This is a genomic window from Janthinobacterium sp. BJB401 (genome assembly GCF_013372745.1).
In the GTDB taxonomy this organism is placed as follows: domain Bacteria; phylum Pseudomonadota; class Gammaproteobacteria; order Burkholderiales; family Burkholderiaceae_D; genus Janthinobacterium; species Janthinobacterium rivuli.
Map to the genome: position 1 here is coordinate 39020 of NZ_JABXFH010000021.1, position 17600 is coordinate 56619.

The 17600-nt window shown below is 63.6% G+C and carries 17 protein-coding genes; 13 read left to right on the forward strand and 4 right to left on the reverse strand.

Annotation, left to right across the window (positions count from 1 at the left end; genetic code table 11):
- Window positions 1-3: 3 nt before the first annotated feature.
- Together HWE17_RS15230 and HWE17_RS15235 are read right to left on the reverse strand one after the other, a co-directional pair.
- Entirely contained in the window at window positions 4-1176 is a 1173-nt protein-coding gene (locus HWE17_RS15230; RefSeq protein ID WP_035826047.1) for an efflux RND transporter periplasmic adaptor subunit, read from the reverse strand.
- Between the two features lie 240 nt (window positions 1177-1416).
- Window positions 1417-1842: a divergent PAP2 family protein gene (locus HWE17_RS15235; RefSeq protein WP_035826045.1), complete on the reverse strand. Its 426-nt coding sequence runs from the start codon at window positions 1840-1842 to the stop codon at window positions 1417-1419.
- A gap of 246 nt (window positions 1843-2088) precedes the next feature.
- On the opposite strand from HWE17_RS15235, the gene HWE17_RS15240 reads away from it, so the two are divergent.
- From HWE17_RS15240 to HWE17_RS15290, 11 genes are all read left to right on the forward strand, one after another.
- Entirely contained in the window at window positions 2089-3171 is a 1083-nt protein-coding gene (locus tag HWE17_RS15240) for a DUF475 domain-containing protein (RefSeq protein ID WP_176389321.1), read from the forward strand.
- 99 nt (window positions 3172-3270) lie between these two features.
- Window positions 3271-3846: a TerD family protein gene (locus tag HWE17_RS15245; RefSeq protein ID WP_034785104.1), complete on the forward strand. Its 576-nt coding sequence runs from the start codon at window positions 3271-3273 to the stop codon at window positions 3844-3846.
- A 64-nt stretch (window positions 3847-3910) separates the two neighbouring features.
- Complete coding sequence (locus tag HWE17_RS15250) at window positions 3911-4627, forward strand: TIGR00266 family protein (protein WP_035826041.1); 717 nt, start codon at window positions 3911-3913, stop codon at window positions 4625-4627.
- Window positions 4628-4722: 95 nt separating this feature from the next.
- On the forward strand, window positions 4723-5760 hold the full coding sequence (locus HWE17_RS15255; protein WP_176389322.1) for an ATP-grasp domain-containing protein: 1038 nt from the start codon (window positions 4723-4725) through the stop codon (window positions 5758-5760).
- On the forward strand, window positions 5757-6914 hold the full coding sequence (locus tag HWE17_RS15260; protein WP_176389323.1) for a phosphoribosyltransferase domain-containing protein: 1158 nt from the start codon (window positions 5757-5759) through the stop codon (window positions 6912-6914). The genes HWE17_RS15255 and HWE17_RS15260 overlap by 4 nt, the downstream gene beginning before the upstream one ends.
- Complete coding sequence (locus tag HWE17_RS15265) at window positions 6892-7644, forward strand: HAD family hydrolase (RefSeq protein WP_176389324.1); 753 nt, start codon at window positions 6892-6894, stop codon at window positions 7642-7644. The genes HWE17_RS15260 and HWE17_RS15265 overlap by 23 nt, the downstream gene beginning before the upstream one ends.
- A complete protein-coding gene (locus tag HWE17_RS15270) occupies window positions 7641-8747 on the forward strand; it encodes a cysteine protease StiP family protein (protein WP_176389325.1) in 1107 nt (368 codons plus the stop codon). Before HWE17_RS15265 ends, HWE17_RS15270 begins: the two co-directional genes overlap by 4 nt.
- On the forward strand, window positions 8740-9726 hold the full coding sequence (locus HWE17_RS15275; RefSeq protein WP_176389326.1) for an HpcH/HpaI aldolase/citrate lyase family protein: 987 nt from the start codon (window positions 8740-8742) through the stop codon (window positions 9724-9726). The genes HWE17_RS15270 and HWE17_RS15275 overlap by 8 nt, the downstream gene beginning before the upstream one ends.
- Entirely contained in the window at window positions 9723-10967 is a 1245-nt protein-coding gene (locus HWE17_RS15280) for a TerD family protein (protein WP_176389327.1), read from the forward strand. The genes HWE17_RS15275 and HWE17_RS15280 overlap by 4 nt, the downstream gene beginning before the upstream one ends.
- A gap of 24 nt (window positions 10968-10991) precedes the next feature.
- Entirely contained in the window at window positions 10992-11366 is a 375-nt protein-coding gene (locus tag HWE17_RS15285; RefSeq protein ID WP_035826012.1) for a hypothetical protein, read from the forward strand.
- 200 nt (window positions 11367-11566) lie between these two features.
- Window positions 11567-12520, forward strand: coding sequence for a hypothetical protein (locus tag HWE17_RS15290; RefSeq protein ID WP_176389328.1), 954 nt, complete (start codon window positions 11567-11569; stop codon window positions 12518-12520).
- A 10-nt stretch (window positions 12521-12530) separates the two neighbouring features.
- Here the strand turns inward: HWE17_RS15290 and HWE17_RS15295 are convergent, their stop codons facing one another.
- Together HWE17_RS15295 and HWE17_RS15300 are read right to left on the reverse strand one after the other, a co-directional pair.
- Window positions 12531-14960 carry a hypothetical protein gene (locus tag HWE17_RS15295; RefSeq protein ID WP_176389329.1) on the reverse strand — a complete coding sequence of 810 codons (2430 nt, stop codon included), beginning with the start codon at window positions 14958-14960 and terminating at the stop codon, window positions 12531-12533.
- Window positions 14961-15085: 125 nt separating this feature from the next.
- The gene (locus HWE17_RS15300; protein WP_099404103.1) at window positions 15086-16099 is read right to left on the reverse strand and encodes a serine/threonine protein kinase; all 1014 of its coding nucleotides are present in this window, start codon (window positions 16097-16099) and stop codon (window positions 15086-15088) included.
- Window positions 16100-16202: 103 nt separating this feature from the next.
- On the opposite strand from HWE17_RS15300, the gene HWE17_RS15305 reads away from it, so the two are divergent.
- Window positions 16203-16901 (forward strand): UPF0149 family protein, encoded by a 699-nt coding sequence (locus HWE17_RS15305; protein WP_035825997.1) that lies wholly within the window; start codon window positions 16203-16205, stop codon window positions 16899-16901.
- A 131-nt stretch (window positions 16902-17032) separates the two neighbouring features.
- Entirely contained in the window at window positions 17033-17599 is a 567-nt protein-coding gene (locus HWE17_RS15310; RefSeq protein WP_255206262.1) for a sigma-70 family RNA polymerase sigma factor, read from the forward strand.
- The last annotated feature ends 1 nt before the right edge of the window (window position 17600 follow it).

Genomic DNA, 17600 nt, shown 5'->3' on the forward strand with positions numbered 1-17600 from the left:
GGCTTAGTTTCCTTTACCGGCAACGGCGGTGCTGCTGCTGGCCACGGCGGCGGCTGGCACGGCCTTGGCTGCCGTCAATTCCACTTTCTGTCCATCCTTGAAGGTCGAGCCCGGCGTGCGCAGCACGGTGTCGCCGCTGGCCAGACCACTTTGCACTTCCCACTGGCCCGTGCGTACATCGCGCGCGCCGATGCGCAAGTTGACTTTATGCAAAGCCTTGTCCTTGACTTTCCACGTGTACGTGACGTCGCCCGCCTTCACCAGGGCCGAGTCGGGTATCATCAGCGCGCTGACGGTTTCCGTCTCGATGCGCCCTTCCGCATACAGGCCCGCCACGCGCGGCTGTTCCTTGTCGTTGAAATCGACCAGCACGGCCACCTGGCGCGTGACGGTATTGGCGGCAGGATCGACGCGGCGCACCTTGCCCGCGAAATCCTGGCCTGGATAACCATTGATGCGGAACAGCACGGGCTGGCCCACCTTGACGACGCCGATCTTGTCGGCCGACACCAGGCCTTCGAGGCGCATGCTGGTTGGATCGATGACCTTGATCAATTCCTTGCCGATTTGCGCCGTATCGCCATTCGATACCTTGCGCTCGCTCACGATGCCGTCGAACGGCGCGCGCACGAGGGTGCGCTGCAGCTGCTGACGGGCTTGCACGGCGCGGCTTTTCGCGGCGGACAAATCGCTCTGTGCATTGTTGCGGCGAATTTCCGCGTCTTCCAGCGCCTGCGTCGACGTCATGCCCGAGGCGCGCAGGGTTTTCATGCGCTGGAACATGCGTTCGGACTGTTCCAGCACCTGGCTGGCGGCGCGGCTGGCTTCCTCGGCCGAGTTGAGGCTGTCGCGGATGGACGTTTCATCCAGGCGCACCAGCACGTCGCCCCGTTTGACGACTTCACCGTTTTCCTTCAGGACCTGGAGCACCACGGCCGACACTTCAGCGCGCAAGTCCGCGTTGCGCTCAGGCTGCACGGAACCGGTGATGACGGGGCCCGACGCCAGCGCATTGCTCTGGATGGTCAGCAAGTCTTCCGGGGATACCAGCAAATTGACGGCAGCGCTCGCCTGTTCCTTGGCATTCTTGCCGCCCTTGCCGGGGTCTTTGGACTCTTTGCCGCAGGCGGCCAGGGCAGAAGCGATTGCCAGAACAAACAGGGTTTTGCGCAACATGGGTAATTCTCCGGATAGATAGCACCACTACCGTCCGCGCGGCCCGGATAGGGCTGCAAGCGATAGCAGGCATAATTTTTTTATTAAAACCACAAGCGCCAAAGTATCCATGAGCGTGTCCGGGCATGTCAATCGGCGGTTTCCTGTAATGCTTTAATGAATGGATGAAACGTAGTTTTTACGCCCTGAAACGCAAAACCCCGCCTTCAAGCGGGGTTTTGCGTTTCAGGAGAAGCGAACTTAGCGGGCAAACACGGTGTTGATCAGGAAACCGATGGCCACGCCCGTGCACAGGCCGCCGGCGATTTCCACCAGGGTATGACCCATGCGCTCGCGCAAGGTCTTGTGCGCGGCGCTGGCCGCTTCTCCGGCCAGGCGGTTGATGGCGGCCGCCTGCTTGCCCACGTGCTGGCGCAGGCTGTTGGCGTCGATGATGACGATGAAGGCCAAGGTCACCGCCACGCCGAAGGCTGGATGGCCGATACCTTCGCGCAAGGCGATCAAAGTTGCCATGCTGGAAACGACGGCGCTATGGTTGCTGGGAAAGCCGCCGTTGCCGACCAGGCCGAACGCCCATTGCCGCGTGCGGACACTGTTGATCAGGAATTTGATCGGACCGACCAGGATCCAGGCGATCAGGGGCGTGACGAGGTAAGCGATATCCACGGGGTATTCCTTCTTATATATGTAGAGAGTGTGTCAGGGGCTGCTGCAGCCAGACAGGCGCGCCGCAATTATCGCAGATCATCCGCGCCAGCAGAACTGTCTATCGCCAGTCCATAAAAACGCCGCCGGCGGCGGCGATCATATAAAATCATGGCATATACAACAATTGACGTATATCAACACTGAGTGCGGCGCGCACAGCGGCGCGGATAATCAAACGTCTTTCATACTTGCAACGGGGTCCTCATGCGGCATTTCAGAATTTCCTTTTTAGTCACTTTTATCCTGATGGCGGTGTCGGGCTGGTGGGGTTACAGCCATGGCGGCATGGCCGGCATGATCCAGGCGCTGTGGATCACGGGCGTGCTGGGCATCATGGAAGTGTCGCTGTCGTTCGACAATGCCGTGGTGAATGCCTCGGTCTTGCGCCACTGGAATGAATTCTGGCAAAAACTGTTCCTGACGGTCGGTATCCTCGTGGCCGTCTTCGGTATGCGGCTGCTGTTCCCGCTGGTCATCGTTTCCGTCGCCACGGGCCTGGGCCTGGTCGACGTGTGGACCATGGCCACCACGACGCCCGATGTGTATGCCAAGCACCTGACGGACAACCATGCGCAAGTGGCGGCCTTCGGCGGCGCCTTTTTGCTGCTGGTGTTCCTGAACTTCCTGTTTGACGACGAGAAGGAATTGCACTGGCTGGGCTGGGCCGAGGAAAAAGTCAACGCGCTGGGCACCGAAAGCCTGGCCGTGCTGATCACCATGGGCGCCGTGGCCGCCTGCGTGGCCATGGGCCCTGCGGACGAAAAATACAGCGTGCTGGCGTCGGGCATCGTCGGCATCGCCGTCTACATCGGCGTGAACTGGATCAGCGGCTTGCTGGAAGAAGACGAACCGGACTTACAGGATGAGGCGGAAGAAGGCGCGGCGCCAGCCAGAAACGGCAATGGCGACCTCGTGAAAACGGTGGCGCGCGGCAGTATCGGCGGCTTCCTGTACCTGGAAGTGCTGGACGCCTCGTTCAGCTTTGACGGCGTGATCGGCGCGTTCGCCATCACCAACGACGTCGTCATCATCATGCTGGGCCTGGCCATCGGCGCCATGTTCGTGCGCTCGATGACGGTGTTCCTCGTGCACAAAGGCACCCTCGACGAATTCGTCTACCTGGAACACGGCGCCCATTATGCGATCGGCATCCTTGCCTTGATCATGCTGGCATCCGTCAAGTACCATATTCCGGAGTGGTTCACGGGCCTGTCGGGCGTGGCCTTCATCCTGGTCTCGCTGTGGTCATCCCTGCGTTATCGCAAACGGCACGCGGCACAAGCTTGAAATCGGGGGTTCCGCCCCCAATTGAAAGAGTAATGGCACGAGCGCCTGGCGCTCATCCCATGAAGGAATGTTTGCACTTAATTACTAAAGGAGCACCACATGGCAATCAGTTTGCAAAAAGGCGGCAACGTCAACCTGAGCAAGGAAGCACCGAACCTGAAGAAGATCATCGTCGGCCTCGGCTGGGATCCTCGTTCGACGGACGGCGCCACCTTCGACCTTGACGGTAGTGCTTTCCTCCTGAAAAGCGACGGCAAAGTCCGTGGCGACTCTGACTTCATCTTCTACAACAACCTGAAGTCGACCGACGGTTCCGTCGTCCACACGGGCGACAACACGACGGGCGAAGGCGAAGGCGACGATGAGCGCATCGAAATCGACCTGTCGCGCGTGCCGGCAGACATCGACCGCATCAGCATCACCGTCACCATTCACGACGCCGACGCGCGCCGCCAGAATTTCGGCATGGTCTCGAAAGCCTTCATCCGCTGCCTGAACGCGGAAGGCGAAAAAGAAATCGCCCGCTACGACCTGTCCGAAGACAGCTCGACGGAAACGGCGATGATCTTTGGCGAAATCTACCGCTACAACGGCGAATGGAAGTTCAAGGCCATCGGCCAGGGCTTCAACGGCGGCCTGGGCCCTCTGGCCCGCTCGTTCGGCGTCAATGCCTAAACGTTTTATGCGCTAAACATAGCCGCCTGGACGTATTCAGGCGGCTTTTTTTTGGAGATTTATCATGCCAGTATTTAGTGTCACGGGCGACGTCGATCCATTCCTGCACGTCAGCATGAAGCAGGGCGAAACCATCTATTGCGAATCCGATGCGATGGTGATGATGGAAACGGCGCTGGACTTGAAAGGCAAGATGACGGGCGGCCTGGGTAGCGCCATCATGCGCCGCTTCGCGAATGGCGAATCGTTCTTCCAGCAGCACATCGAAGCGGTGCGCGGCAGCGGCGACTGCCTGCTCTCGCCCACCCTGCCGGGCGCCATCGAAGTGGTCGACGTGGGCGCGCGCCAGTACCTGCTCAACGACGGCGCTTTTGTCGCCGCCACCTCGGGCACGGAAATGAAGGTGCGCACGCAAAGCATCGGCAACGCCTTGTTCGCCCAGTCGGGCGGCTTCTTCGTCATGGAGACGGCCGGCACGGGACAAGTGGTGGTGTCGGGCTTCGGCTCCATGTTCCAGCTCGACGTTGAGCCGGGCAAGGACGTCGTGATCGACAATTCCCACGTGGTCTGCTGGGACAACAGCCTGAAATACGAGATTTCCGTGACCACGGGCGGCGGCGCCAGCGGCGGCGGCATCGGCGGCTTCCTCGGCAATATCGTCAATAGCGTGACCAGCGGCGAAGGCATCGTGCTGCGCTTTTCCGGCTCCGGCAAGGTGTTCATCTGCTCGCGCAACCGCGATGCGTTCCTGAAGTGGACGGCGTCGGGCAAAGCCGGCTGACCCCTTCCCTCTAAGGCCAGGTTAAGTCTGGTCGCTTAGACTCCCCGCGCGCGCACCTGCGCGCGGCTTCCCCTATTTCCACCCGGTCCCCGTACATGCAAAGAGTCTGGTTCAACAAAACATTTTCCTCGGTCGGCACGGCCATGCGTTTGATCCGCGAGGCCGACATGGCCGCGACGAACGGCGCGCCCCGCTATCACATCGTGTGCAGCAATACGAACGCGCACGCTGCCGCTTTTTTGGCTGCTCACGAATACGCGGTCGAACCGTCGGGCCTGACGGGCCTCAATTATGTCGAGTGGTGCCTGGAATTTTGCCGCGAGCGCAACATCACGATTTTCTGGCCCGGCAAGGAAGCGGGCCTGATCGGCAGCGCCAGCGCGCGCTTCGCCGCCATCGGTACGCGCGTGCTCAGCGTGGCCAGCGAAGAGACCCTGAATTTGATGCACGACAAGGCGCGCTTCTGCGCCGGCCTCGACCTGCCGATGGCGCGCCCGGCCGACTACCGCGCCGTGACGACCATCGAAGAATACGATGCCGCCTGGGCCGAGCTGTGCCCGCTGCATCGCAAGCTGTGCATCAAGCCGTCCGAATCCGTGTATGCCTTGGGCTTTGCCATTCTCGATGAAGAACGCAGCAGCGCCCAGCTGCTGCTGGCCGGCGCCGCCTACCAGATCAATGCGCAGGAACTGCGCACGGGCCTCGCGCAAATGGCATCGTTCAAGACCCTGCTGCTGATGGAATACCTCGATGGCCACGAATACAGCGCCGACTGCGTGGCCGACCAGGGCACGCTCATTTGCGCCGTGCCGCGCAAGAAGCTAAACGGAGGCGGCAGCGGCCAGCTGATCGAGCTGCGCGCCGACTTGCTGGCGGCCTGCGACAAACTGGCGCGCGACTACCGCTTGAATGGCGTCTTCAACATCCAGTTCCGTGTAGGCGCGCATGGCCTGGCGCTGCTGGAGATCAACCCGCGCATGTCGGGCGGCATCGGCATGGCCTGCGCGGCCGGCCCCAACCTGCCCTACCTGGCGCTGGCCGGTTTCGACCAGGGCTTTGACAAGCTCACCGTGCCCGCCATCGCCGAAGGCATGCGCGTGGGCGAAGCTGCCTACGCCGTGGAGCTGCCATGAACATCGTCAGGCAGCAGATGCCCACGGGCGAGCTGACCCTCAAAGTGGACGAGGCGCGCTTTCCGCTGGACTGGCTGATCGGCTTTGCCGCGCGCGCCAACGCCAAGCGCGGCTTCCTGTTCCTGTCCAAGGTGCTGGGCAAGCACTGGCCCGTCACGCCGCGCGCCATGCAAACCATCCACGACGACCTGGCCGCGCAGATTCCTCCCAGCCTGCCCGGTCCCGTCGTCTTCATCGCCATGGCGGAAACGGCCGTCGGCCTGGGCCAGGGCGTGTTCGAAGCGTGGCTGCGCGCCAATCCTAACGGAAAAGCGCTGTTTTTGCACAGTTCGCGCTACCGCGTGGGCACGGTGCCCTTCTTCGAATTCGAGGAATCGCACAGCCACGCGCCACGCCAGTTTCTGCATTTGTCGGACGCGGCCAGCGCGCTGTTTTCCACGGCCCGCAGCCTGGTGCTGATCGACGATGAAGCGTCGACCGGCAACACCTTCGCCAACCTGGTGCAAGTGTGCCGCGCGCGTTATCCGCAGCTGGAAAAACTGCACCTGGGCGTGATTACCAATTTCATGGGCCAGGCCGCCAACGCGGGCTTGAGTGAGCGTTTCGGCCTGCCCACCAGCATCGGCGCAGCCTTGTCCGGCCAATACGCCTTCCAGGCCGGCGCTGCGCCAGCTCCCGTGGCGGCCAGCGCGCAGCGCTTCGAGGCGAATGCGGAACGGGGCGCCAGCCCGGCGTTCGGCCGCATCGGCGTGGGCCGCGCCTTGACGCCGCCGCAAGGCCTGGCCGTGCAACTGGCGCAGGAAATCGGCGCCGGCGACTCCGTGCTGGTACTGGGCACGGGCGAATTCATGCACCCGTCGTTCCTGCTGGCGCGCGAACTCGAAGCGCTGGGCAAGAACGTCGTGGTGCAGTCGACCACGCGCTCGCCGATCCTGTCGTGGGGTTCCGTCGGCCACATCGTCAACTGCGACGACAACTACGGCGAAGGCATCGCCAATTACCTGTACAACGTGGCGCCTGGCCAGTACCAGCACGTTTTCATCTGCCATGAAACCCCGGCCAGCCCGGCCCTCATGCAACTCGCCGGCCAGTTGAACGGCCGCCTGTTCCACTTTCAGTCAGAGACCAAAATTGAAGAAATTCCTGTTTGTTGATCTGGACGACACACTGTTCCAGACCCCTAAAAAATGCCCGGGCGAGACCGATTTGCAGCCAGCCGCCTATTTGAAAAATGGCGACGCCTGCTCGTTTACGACGGCGCGCCAGCGCGCCTTCTTTGAATTCGCGCAAAGCGGCATGACCCTGATCCCCGCCACGGCCAGGAATGGCGACGCGTTTCGCAGGGTCGACCTGCCGTTTACCAGCTACAGCGTGCTCGATTACGGCGGCATCGTGCTGCAGCCGGGCGGCGCGCTCGATGCGGGCTGGCTGGCCCTGATGCAGAACGACATGCAGACGGCCCTGCCCGGCCTGCGGGACGCCATGCGCATCATCGACGATTTCCAGGTCAGGACGGGCATGCCTTCGCGCGCGCGCCTGATCGAAGACTACAACACGCCGTTCTACATCGTCGTCAAAGACCATGAAGCGCGCGGCGAACGCCTGGCCGACATCGAAGAGCAAGTGCTGCAGCAGTGGATCGCCACCGAAGGTTCGGACTACTTCATCCACCGCAACGGCAACAACCTGGCCGTGCTGCCGAAGACCTTGAACAAGGCGCGCGCCGTCGCCTACCTGCGCGCGGAACTGGAAGCCGAACATGGCCCCATCGTCAGCTTCGGCATGGGCGACAGCCGCTCGGACGCGCGCTTCATGGCCGCCTGCGACTACGCCATCATCCCCAACGGCACCCAGCTGGCGGCACTCACGGTGGCGGCGCTATGACCGACGGCAAGCAGCATTTCAGCGGCAGCTACCGCCAGGAAGACGTGGAGTTTCTGCTCACGCCCATGGCACTCGAACCCATCCTCGACCTGGCCGAAAAAGAGCGTTTGATCCAGTCGGGCCAGCGCCACTACAGCGAAATGCTGTCGCCGGAATCCCTGCCTTCGCCCGCCTACCTGGCGCTGTTCCAGAGCGCGTTCGCGGCCAACCGCCTGCAGATGGCGCGCGACTGCCTGCGCCTGGCCGCCCTGATCGCGGCGCGCCGCACTGGCGCCATCACGCTGGTGTCGCTGGCGCGCGCCGGCACGCCCGTGGGCGTCATCCTGGGCCACTTGCTGCGCCAGGTGTTCCAGCGCGAATGCTGCCATTATTCCGTCTCCATCATCCGCGACCGCGGCATCGACGCGAATGCCTTGAACCACATCCTGGCACAAGGCCATGCGGCCGACTCCATCGTCTTCGTCGACGGCTGGACGGGCAAGGGCGTGATTTCGCGCGAACTGCGCCAGACGGTCAACGACTTCAACGCGGCGCATGGCACGGCGATCGACGGCGGCCTGTTCGTGCTGTCCGACCTGGCCGGCACGGCCGCCTGCGCCGCTTCGGCCAGCGACTACCTGATCCCGTCGAGCATTCTGAACGCCACCGTCTCGGGCCTGGTGAGCCGCTCCGTGCTCAATGATGCCATAGCCCCCGGCGACTTCCACGGCTGCGTGTACTACGCGCAGTTCGAAGCGCACGATCAGTCGCGCGCTTTCGCCGACGGCCTGGTGGCCGACGCCGTGGCGATTGCCGCCAGCAGCGGCATCCCGCTGGCCGAAGCGAGCGATGCGCCAGCCATGGCGGCCCGCTCGCAAGCCTACATGGCCGCCGCGCAGCAGGAATACGGCATCAGCGACATCAATCTGATCAAGCCAGGCATCGGCGAAGCGACGCGCGTGCTGCTGCGCCGCGTGCCCGAGCGCCTGATCGTGCGCGACACGAATGCGCCGGACGTGGCACATTTGCTGCTTCTGGCGCAGGAAAAAGCCATACCCGTCACAGTAGAACCGGCGCTGCCTTACCAGGCGGTCGCCCTTATCAGGAGCGCAGTCGATGGATAACAACTCCCTACACCCACAAAGTGAGCATAAAGCGGCGCTGGGCGCCTCCATGTATGTGCCGACCACGCACAAGGATTTGCTGGCGATCGCCAATGGCGACAAATTCAGCCATTTGCGTTCGGTGATCCTTTGCACCGAAGACGCCATCGCGGAACGCGATCTCAGTTACGCGCTGTTCAATTTATCGCTGGCGCTGCAGAACATGTGCGACGAATCGGATACCTTGCGCTTCGTTCGGGTGCGCAATCTCGACGTGCTGGCGCGCGTGCTGGCCATGCCCGGCGCCGACAAATTGAGCGGCTTCGTGCTGCCGAAATCCACGCGCCACAACTTCAGCGCGTATTTCGAGCTGGTGCGCCATACGCATCATCTGTTGATGCCGACGCTGGAAACGGCGGAAGTGTTCGACGACGAGGAAATGAAGCAGTTCCGCATCATTTTGTCGGCGCCGGAAGTGCGCCGCCGCATCCTGGCCCTGCGCATCGGCGGCAACGATCTGCTGGCTCTGCTGGGACTGCGCCGCCCCACCAGCGGCACCATCTATCAAACGCCGCTGGGCCAGGTCATCGGCCGCCTGGTCACCATCTTCAAGCCGCACGGCTTCCAGCTGACGGCGCCCGTCTTCGAGCACCTGTCGCAAGGCAGCTGGCTGGATGCCGAAGTGGCGCAGGACATGGCGCACGGCATGATCGCCAAGACGGCCATCCACCCGGACCAGGTGCCGCAGATCGAACGCCACTACCAGGTGGCGCAGTCGGACATCGAACTGGCGCTGCGCATCATCGACCCGGACAGCCCGGCCGTGTTCCGCATGCAGGAATCGATGTGCGAAGTGGCGACCCACAGTAGCTGGGCGCTGCGCATCATCGAGCAGGCGCGCCTGTTCGGCATCCGCCATGCGGCCGATGGCGCCGCCGCGCACCATCCGACTACCTCATTGATTCAACTCTCAAGCGACGAAGGGATTGCACGACCATGACGAATTTCACACGCGGACAAAAAGGCAAACTGGCGGACCTGGGCTTGAATGGCCCGTTTGCCGTCACGCTCGATATCGTTTCGGGTTCGATGGAAGTGGACGTCAGCTGCTTCGGCGTCGATGCGGCCGGCAAGCTGTCGGACGACCGCTACATGGTGTTCTTCAACCAGAAAAGCGCGCCGGACAACGCCATCACGGTGGACTTGAACGGCCCCCGCTCCACCTTCCAGGTCGACCTGGCCCGCCTGCCCGCCTCGATCGACAAGCTGGTGTTTACTGCGGCGACGGAACAGGGCAGCATGCGCGCGCTGGGCAACTCCAGCATGGCGCTGGGCCAGGCGGCCACGTTTGCCTTCACGGGCAATGACTTCCAGGACGAGAAAGCCGTCATCATCGGCGAACTGTATCGCCGCGACGGCAGCTGGCGCTTCGGCGCCGTGGGCCAGGGTTTCGCGGGCGGCCTGGCGGCGCTGCTGAAGCACTTTGGCGGCAGCGAGGCGGCTTCGTCGTCCCCGGCGCCAGCGCCGGCTTCCGTGCCTGCGCCAGCGGCTCCGCCTGTGGCGAATAAAATCTCGCTGTCGAAAATCCGTCTGGAAAAGCGCGGCGACAAAATTTCGCTCGACAAGCGCGACAGCGGCGGCTATGGCCGCATCCGGGTCAACCTGAACTGGAACCAGAACGCGTCGCAAGGCCAGGCGCCCGCGTCAAAACTGGACACGGGCTTCCTCGGCAAGCTGTTCAACAAGCCGGCTGGCCGTTCGGGCGGCATCGACCTCGATATCGGCTGCCTGTTCGAAATGAGCGGCGGCGCCAAGAGCGCCGTGCAGGCGCTGGGCAACAGCTGGGGCGCGTATGACCGTCCGCCGTACATCCACCTGGAAGGCGACGACCGCACGGGCAGCATCAGCAGCGGCGAAAACATCTTCATCAACGGCACCCATTTCGACCAGATCAAGCGCGTGCTCGTCTACGCCTTCATCTACGAAGGCGTGCCGAACTGGGCCGCCACGGATGGCGTCGTGACGATCGAGATTCCCGGCCAGCCTACCGTGGAAGTGCGCCTCGACAGCGACAGCCAGCACGCCATGTGCGCCATCGCCATGCTGGAAAACCACGGCGGCAACCTGCAGGTGACAAAATTGGTGGAATACTTCGGCGGCCAAGGTAAAATCACGGCGCACCAGGCCATGGACGAAAGATATAACTTTGGTCTTAACTGGAAAGCCGGCCGCAAGGACTGATCCTTTTACCTAGACAACCCAACCATGACCCCTACGACCAAAAAAGTCACCTTCGCCTTTGCCATCTTCCTCGTGGCCGGCTTCCTGCTGCTGGCAGCCTACACGTGGATGGCCCTCAGCTTCTCGTACTCGGAAGGCGAACGGGCGGGCTACCTGCAAAAGTTCTCCAAGCGGGGCTGGATCTGCAAGACATGGGAAGGTGAATTGCTGCTGACGGCACTGCCAGGCACCATCCCGGAAAAATTCCAGTTCAGCGTGCGCGATGACGAGGTGGCGAAGCAATTGACGGCCGCCGCCGGCAAGCGCATTCTCGTCACCTACAGCCAGCACAAGGGCGTGCCCACGCAATGCTTCGGCGAGACGGAATATTTTGCCGATAAAGTCGTATTGAGCCAGTAATACCGCAAGTCCAGTAACTTCAGAAACATCGCGCCGGCCAGCCTTTCCAGGCCGGCGCCTCCCCCCCCTCAATGTCTTCGTGTGCCGCATTCTGGCTAAACCATTTACAAATGTAATCAAACCGCAAGATGCTTGCGCAATCGCATGATGCGCCGCCAGACGACCGTTAGCGTGTCTTCACCTCTGTCACTGGAAACGTCATGCGCATACAAGCCACCTTCCTGACCCTGCTGGCCGCCTCACTCCCCCTGTCCGCCCAGGCACAGGACCTGTCCGGCATGGCCGGCGCCCTGAAGGTACACTCAACCAGGGAGCGCACCTTTGTCGGCGCCATCAGCTACACGCAGCCCGTGGGCAATTACAATGCGCTGAGCCTGTCATATATCAACGAAGGGCACCCGGACGATCATCACCGCGACGGCATGGCGGGCCAGGTCTGGCTGCGCACGAAAAACGTGGCCCAGGGGCTGATGCTGGGCGCCGGCGTGGGCCGCTATTTTTTCTTCGACACGGCCAGGACGGACGAAGCGCCGCACAATTTCGACAATGTCCACGGCTGGGCTTCCATCGCCAGCCTGCAGGCGCGCTGGCAATTCGACAACCGCTGGTATGCACAAGCACAAATCAACCGCATCCGCCCCAGCGGCAAGGACACCACCACGCATTTGCTGATCGGCGCCGGCTACCGCTATGACGGCGTGCCGGGCGCCAAGCTGCACTTGCAGAACTGGGCGTACGACGACACCTTGACCTTATCGACCGGCCACACCATCGTCAACAGCTTGCGCTCCGAATCCTCGCGCCCGTTCACCCTGGAATACCGGCGCGCCGCGGGAAAATACGTGGACTGGAGCGCCACCCTCATCGACGAGGGCGGCACGGCGCTGGCGCACCGGCGCGGCGCGGCCGCCCAGCTGTGGCTGATCCGCTCGCTCAATGAAAAGGTGGAATTCGGCATGGGCGCCGGGCCCTACGTGGCCTGGGACGGCCGCGACACCCAGGGCCACGACACGCGCCTGACAGGCTTGCTGTCAGCCGTGGCCCGCTACCACGTCAACCGCCACTGGCTGGCGCAAGTGGCGTGGAACCGGGTGGTAACGGATTACCACCGCGATGCGGATGTGTTGCTGGTGGGGGTGGGCAGGAAGTTTTAAACGTTCGAGCCTAGCGCGAACGCCAGACGGCTCCCGCGTCATTCGGCTGCGTCAATCTCTCGATCACTTCGCGCGTCAAACTGGCCGAACTGACTTGTTCGGCTTTCGCGCGGGCGGCGGTCAGGGAGTTGGAAAAGACGGTTTGCGGTTGCTCCAGGCTGGCGCGCAGGGCGGCCAGTTCACGCTCTTGCTGCTGCGCGCGCGCCGTTTCCATCTCCAGCAATTGCTGCTTGGCCTCGGCCATCGCGCGCGTCGTCTCGGCTGCCTTGCGCTGCAGGGCGGCATGGGCCTGGGCGCTGGCCAGCAAGGCTTGCTGCGCGTCGAGCTTTTCGCTGGCGGCCCGCTGCGCGGCCAGCTCCAGCTGCTCGCGCTGGCGCATGGCGTCGAGTGCCTGCTGTTCCATGGCGGCGCGCGTTTCTGCTGCCGCCGTCGCCTGCTTTTCCGCTTCCAGGCGGCCGGCGATGGCTTGCGAGGCGCGTTCTTCGGCGCTGCTGGTCTGGCGCTGCTGCACCAGCTTTTGCGCAATCAGGGCCAGCGACTCGCGTTCGGCCGCGACGAAATCGCGCTCGGACGCCAGCAGCGCATCGGCCGCTTGCGCCTTGTCTTCTTCCACGCGGGCGCGCTCGCTATGCACTTGTCCCAGTTCCACGGCCAGGCGCGCCTGCGCCTGCACGGCTTGCGCGGCAGCGGCCTTTTTTTCACCTTCGACCAGGGACTGGTCCATCAGGATGCGGATGGCGTCCGCTTCCTTTTGCGCCGCTTCCCGCAAAGCCTGTTCGGCCGCGTGCTGGCCGCGCAGCAGTTCCGCTTGCGCGCCTTCGGCGGCGATGCGTTCCTGCGCCGCGTTGAATGCCAGCGCTTCCGCTTCCAGTTTTTCTTTCAGGGCGGCGATGGCGGCTTGTTCCGCGGCCAGGCGTTCCTGCTCCGCCTGCAGCAGCTGCTCTGCCTGGCGGGCTTTTTCCTGCGCCAGTTGCGATGCCTGTTCTTGCGCGGCCAAGGTCGACTTGCCGGCATCGACTTCGGCCTGCTCGGCTGCGTTCTGGCTAGCGGCCAGTTCCGCCGCCTGGCGCGCCAGCTCGGCGCGCTCGTGCGCCAGGCTGGCGGCGCGCTGCTGCTCTTCCAGTTCGCGGGCTGCCGCCACGGCGGCTGCCTGTTCGGCCGCTTCGCGTGCCTTGGTCTGTTCGAGTGCGGCCGTTTCCGCTTCCAGCTTGGCGTGGCCGGCGATTTCCGCATCCTGTTCGGCCGTCACGCGGGCCAGCGCTACGGCGCGCAGCTGGCGGTCTACCTCGATGCGCGCTTCGGTGGCGGCAAGGATGCGCACGTCGGCATCGCGGCGCGCCTGCGCGCTGGCCACGGCGACCATTTCCAGGCGCTCGCGGTGGATGGCCGCGTCGCGCAATTCTTTTTCCGTCTGCAGGCGCAAACGCAGCGATTGGGCCGCATGGCGTTCCGATTCCGCCTGCGCCAGCGCGATGGCTTCGCGTTCCTGTTCCAGGTGCGCCAGCGCGCGCGCTTCTTCCAGGGCGCGCACTTCGGCGGCGGCGCGATTAAACGCCGATTCCAGCGCGATCTGGTCGGCGCGCTCGCGCTGCACCGTCAAGTCCAGCGCTTCGCTTTCCGCTTCGGCCAGCATCTGCGCCGTCTGGCGCGCACCGTGGGCATGGCGCTCGCGTTCGCGCGCCAGCACGGCGACTCTGGCGTCGGCCGAGGCGATGCCCACCATTTCTTCCTTGGCCGCCTGCACGGCGGCGACGCGCTCGACGGCTTGCAGGCGCGCCTGCTCCGTCTGCACCTGCAATTCCTCGGCGGCGCGGGCGGCCTGTTCGGCCAGTTCCGACTGCACGGCCACTTGCTCGCTGGCGCGCAAGCGGCTTTCCTGCTCGGCGCGCGAACGCTGTTCGGCGGCCAGGCGGATTTCATTGTCGGATTCCACGCGTGCGCGCAGTTCGGCCGTCTCCTGCTTGACTGCTTCCAGGCGGGCCACGCTGGCTTGCGCGGCGGCGCGCATGGTGTCGAGGCGTTCGCGGTTGGCGGCAATCGCTTCTTCGGCGGCCTGCGCATTTTGCTGTGCGGCGGCGGCGGCGGCCGCGTCGATGGCGGCGCGGTCCTCGGCCAGCGAGCGCACGCGCGCTTCGGCCAGCGCGCGGCTTTCGGCGGCGCAGGTGGCCTTCGCTTCCGCTTCCACGCGGGCAATCGCCTCGTGGATGGCTTTCAATTCCATTTTCTGGCGTTCGGCAGCGGGCGCCTTGGCATCGGCTTCGGCTGCCGGCTCGGCTTGCGGCTGGGGTGCGGCGATGGCGACCGGGGCCGGCGCTTCCGCCTTGCTTTCCAGGTCCTTGAAATCATGCAGCGAGACCATGCTGTCCTGGTCGAACTCGTCGTCGGCGCAATACGCGACGGTAAGGGAGGCGGCCTGGCGCTGATTTTGCTGTGCTTGCATGATTTCTCGCTTGTTCGGGTGAATTCCGTTGCTTCTAGGAATTTATTACCACCATTATCGAACAGGCATGCACAAATCAGCGCGGCAAGAAGAGCGCCTTTTACCGCCCTTTTCGGGCGTTTAGGTCAAATGGGCCACAAAGGCGCTTCATCCATCAAGGCAACCTGCTCGCGCAATTCCAGGATGCGGTCCTGCCAGTAGCGCTGCGTGTTGAACCACGGGAAGGCGACGGGGAAGGCGGGGTCGTCCCAGCGGCGTGCCAGCCAGGCCGAATAATGGATCAGGCGCAGGGTGCGCAGCGCCTCGACCAGGTAGAGCTGGCGCGGGTCGAAATCGCAAAAGTCTTCGTAGCCGGCCAGGATGTCGCTCATCTGGCGAACCTGGTCGCCCCGCTCGCCCGACAGCATCATCCACAGGTCCTGGATGGCCGGTCCCATGCGGCTATCGTCGAAATCGACGAAATGGGGGCCGGCGTCCGTCCACAGCACGTTGCCGCCATGGCAATCACCATGCGTGCGCAGCATGGCCACGTCGCCCGCGCGGTCATAGCAGCGCTTGACGCCATCGAGCGCCTGCTGCGCCACGCTGGAATATGCGGCCAGCAGTTCGGGCGGCAGGAAATTGCCCTCCAACAAGAACTCGCGCGGTTCGACGCCGAACGTCTGATGGTCGAGCGCCGGACGTTCCTTGTAGGTGGACAGCGCGCCGACGGCGTGGATGCGGCCGATGAAGCGCCCTATCCATTCCAGCGTGGCCGGGTCGTCCAGCTCGGGCGCGCGGCCGCCGTGGCGGGGGAAGACGGCAAAGCGGAAGCCCTGGTACTGGTGCAGGGTGCTGCCGTTGATGGACAGCGCCGGCACCACCTGGATTTCGCGCTCGACCAGCTCGGACACGAACGCGTGCTCTTCCAGGATGGCCGTATCGCTCCAGCGCGCGGGGCGGTAAAACTTGGCCACCAGGGGCGCACTGTCTTCGATGCCCACCTGGTAGACGCGGTTTTCATAGCTGTTCAGGGCCAGCAGACGGCCATCGCCGCGCAGCCCCACGCTGTCGAGGGCGTCGAGCACGCAATCTGGGCTCAGGGCGGAAAAGGGATGGACGGGCCGGTCGTCCTCGTGCGGCTGGTTTTCATTGTGCATAAGCGACATTGTAAGGCGCGCGCGGGCCGCCGGTGCAAACACTTCGGCGGCAAGCCGCAGCAAGGCGTATACTGGCGCCTTACATTCAATCAAAGAGCAAGCCATGCAACTCGAACAGCCATTATCAGAAAAAGAATTCGACGAATTAGACCAATTCCTGTTGTCGGAGCGCTGCTCCGAGGACGCGATGACCATGGATATGCTGCACGGCTATCTGACGGCCGTCGCCATCGGCCCGGAACCGATCATGCCGGCCGAGTGGTTGCCGCGCGTGTGGGGCGAAAACGCCGAAGATGCGCCAAAATTCAAGAACAGCAAGGAAGAAGAGCGCATCGTCAACCTGATCATGCGCTTCATGAACGAAGTGCTGGTGACGTTTGAAGTGGCGCCGAAAGAGTTCGAAGCGCTGTTCGTCGAGCACGACTATGAAGGCCAGACCCTGATCGACGCCGAAGCGTGGTGCTGGGGCTTCTGGGACGGCATGGAACTGCGTCCTGGCTCGTGGAACGAGATCTGGGATTCCGAAGTGGCCGAACTGATGCAGCCGATCTACCTGCTGGGCGCCGACGAAATCAAGGAAGAAGAGCTGAAACTGGTGGAAGACCCGGTCAAGGCGCACAAGCTGGCGCAGGAACTGGAAGCGAACCTGCCGGCCATCCACCGTTTCTGGGTACCGCGCCGCAAAGCACCGGTGCAAACCATGAAGCGCGAAGAGCCGAAAGTGGGCCGCAACGACGACTGCCCTTGCGGCAGCGGCAAGAAGTTCAAGAAATGCTGCGGCGCCGAGCCGGCAGCAGAGTAATACGCATAGACGCAGCTAGTCACGAGAACGCCGGGCACCGTCCCGGCGTTTTGCATTTGCGCGTCCCCGATTGCATCCGCCCCGGCACTTCGCCTATAATTGCGAATAATTCTTATTTGCATTACTGCCGCATGGCAGCCGAACTCCTGGAGGCATCCATGCCGCTGGCCCATCCCCTATCTACTTCAGACACCCCGCTGCAGACGCTGTATGGCGAGCACCACGGCTGGCTGCTAGGCTGGCTACGCAAAAAGCTGAACAACCAGCATCAGGCTGCCGACCTCACGCACGACACCTTCGCGCGCCTGCTGGGCGCGCCCGCACCAGCCAGCCCCGGCGCGCTGGCGCTGCGCTCGCCGCGCGCCTACCTGACCACCATCGCGCGCGGCCTGATGATCGACAGCTTCCGCCGCGCCGACCTGGAACAAGCCTACCTGACCGATCTGGCGGCCCTGCCGCCGGCGCTGCATCCTTCGCCCGAAGAACGGCTGCTGGCGCTGCAGACGCTCGAAGCGGTGGGCCGCATGCTCGACGCCATGACGCCAAAAACCCGCCAGGCCTGGCTGCTGAGCCGTCTCGATGGACTGGCGCATGCCGACATCGCCGCGCAAATGAAAATCTCGGTGCCGCGCGTGCGGCAATACCTGGCCAATGCCGCGCGCCTGGCCTATCACCTGCAATTTGGCGAGACGCGCTGAC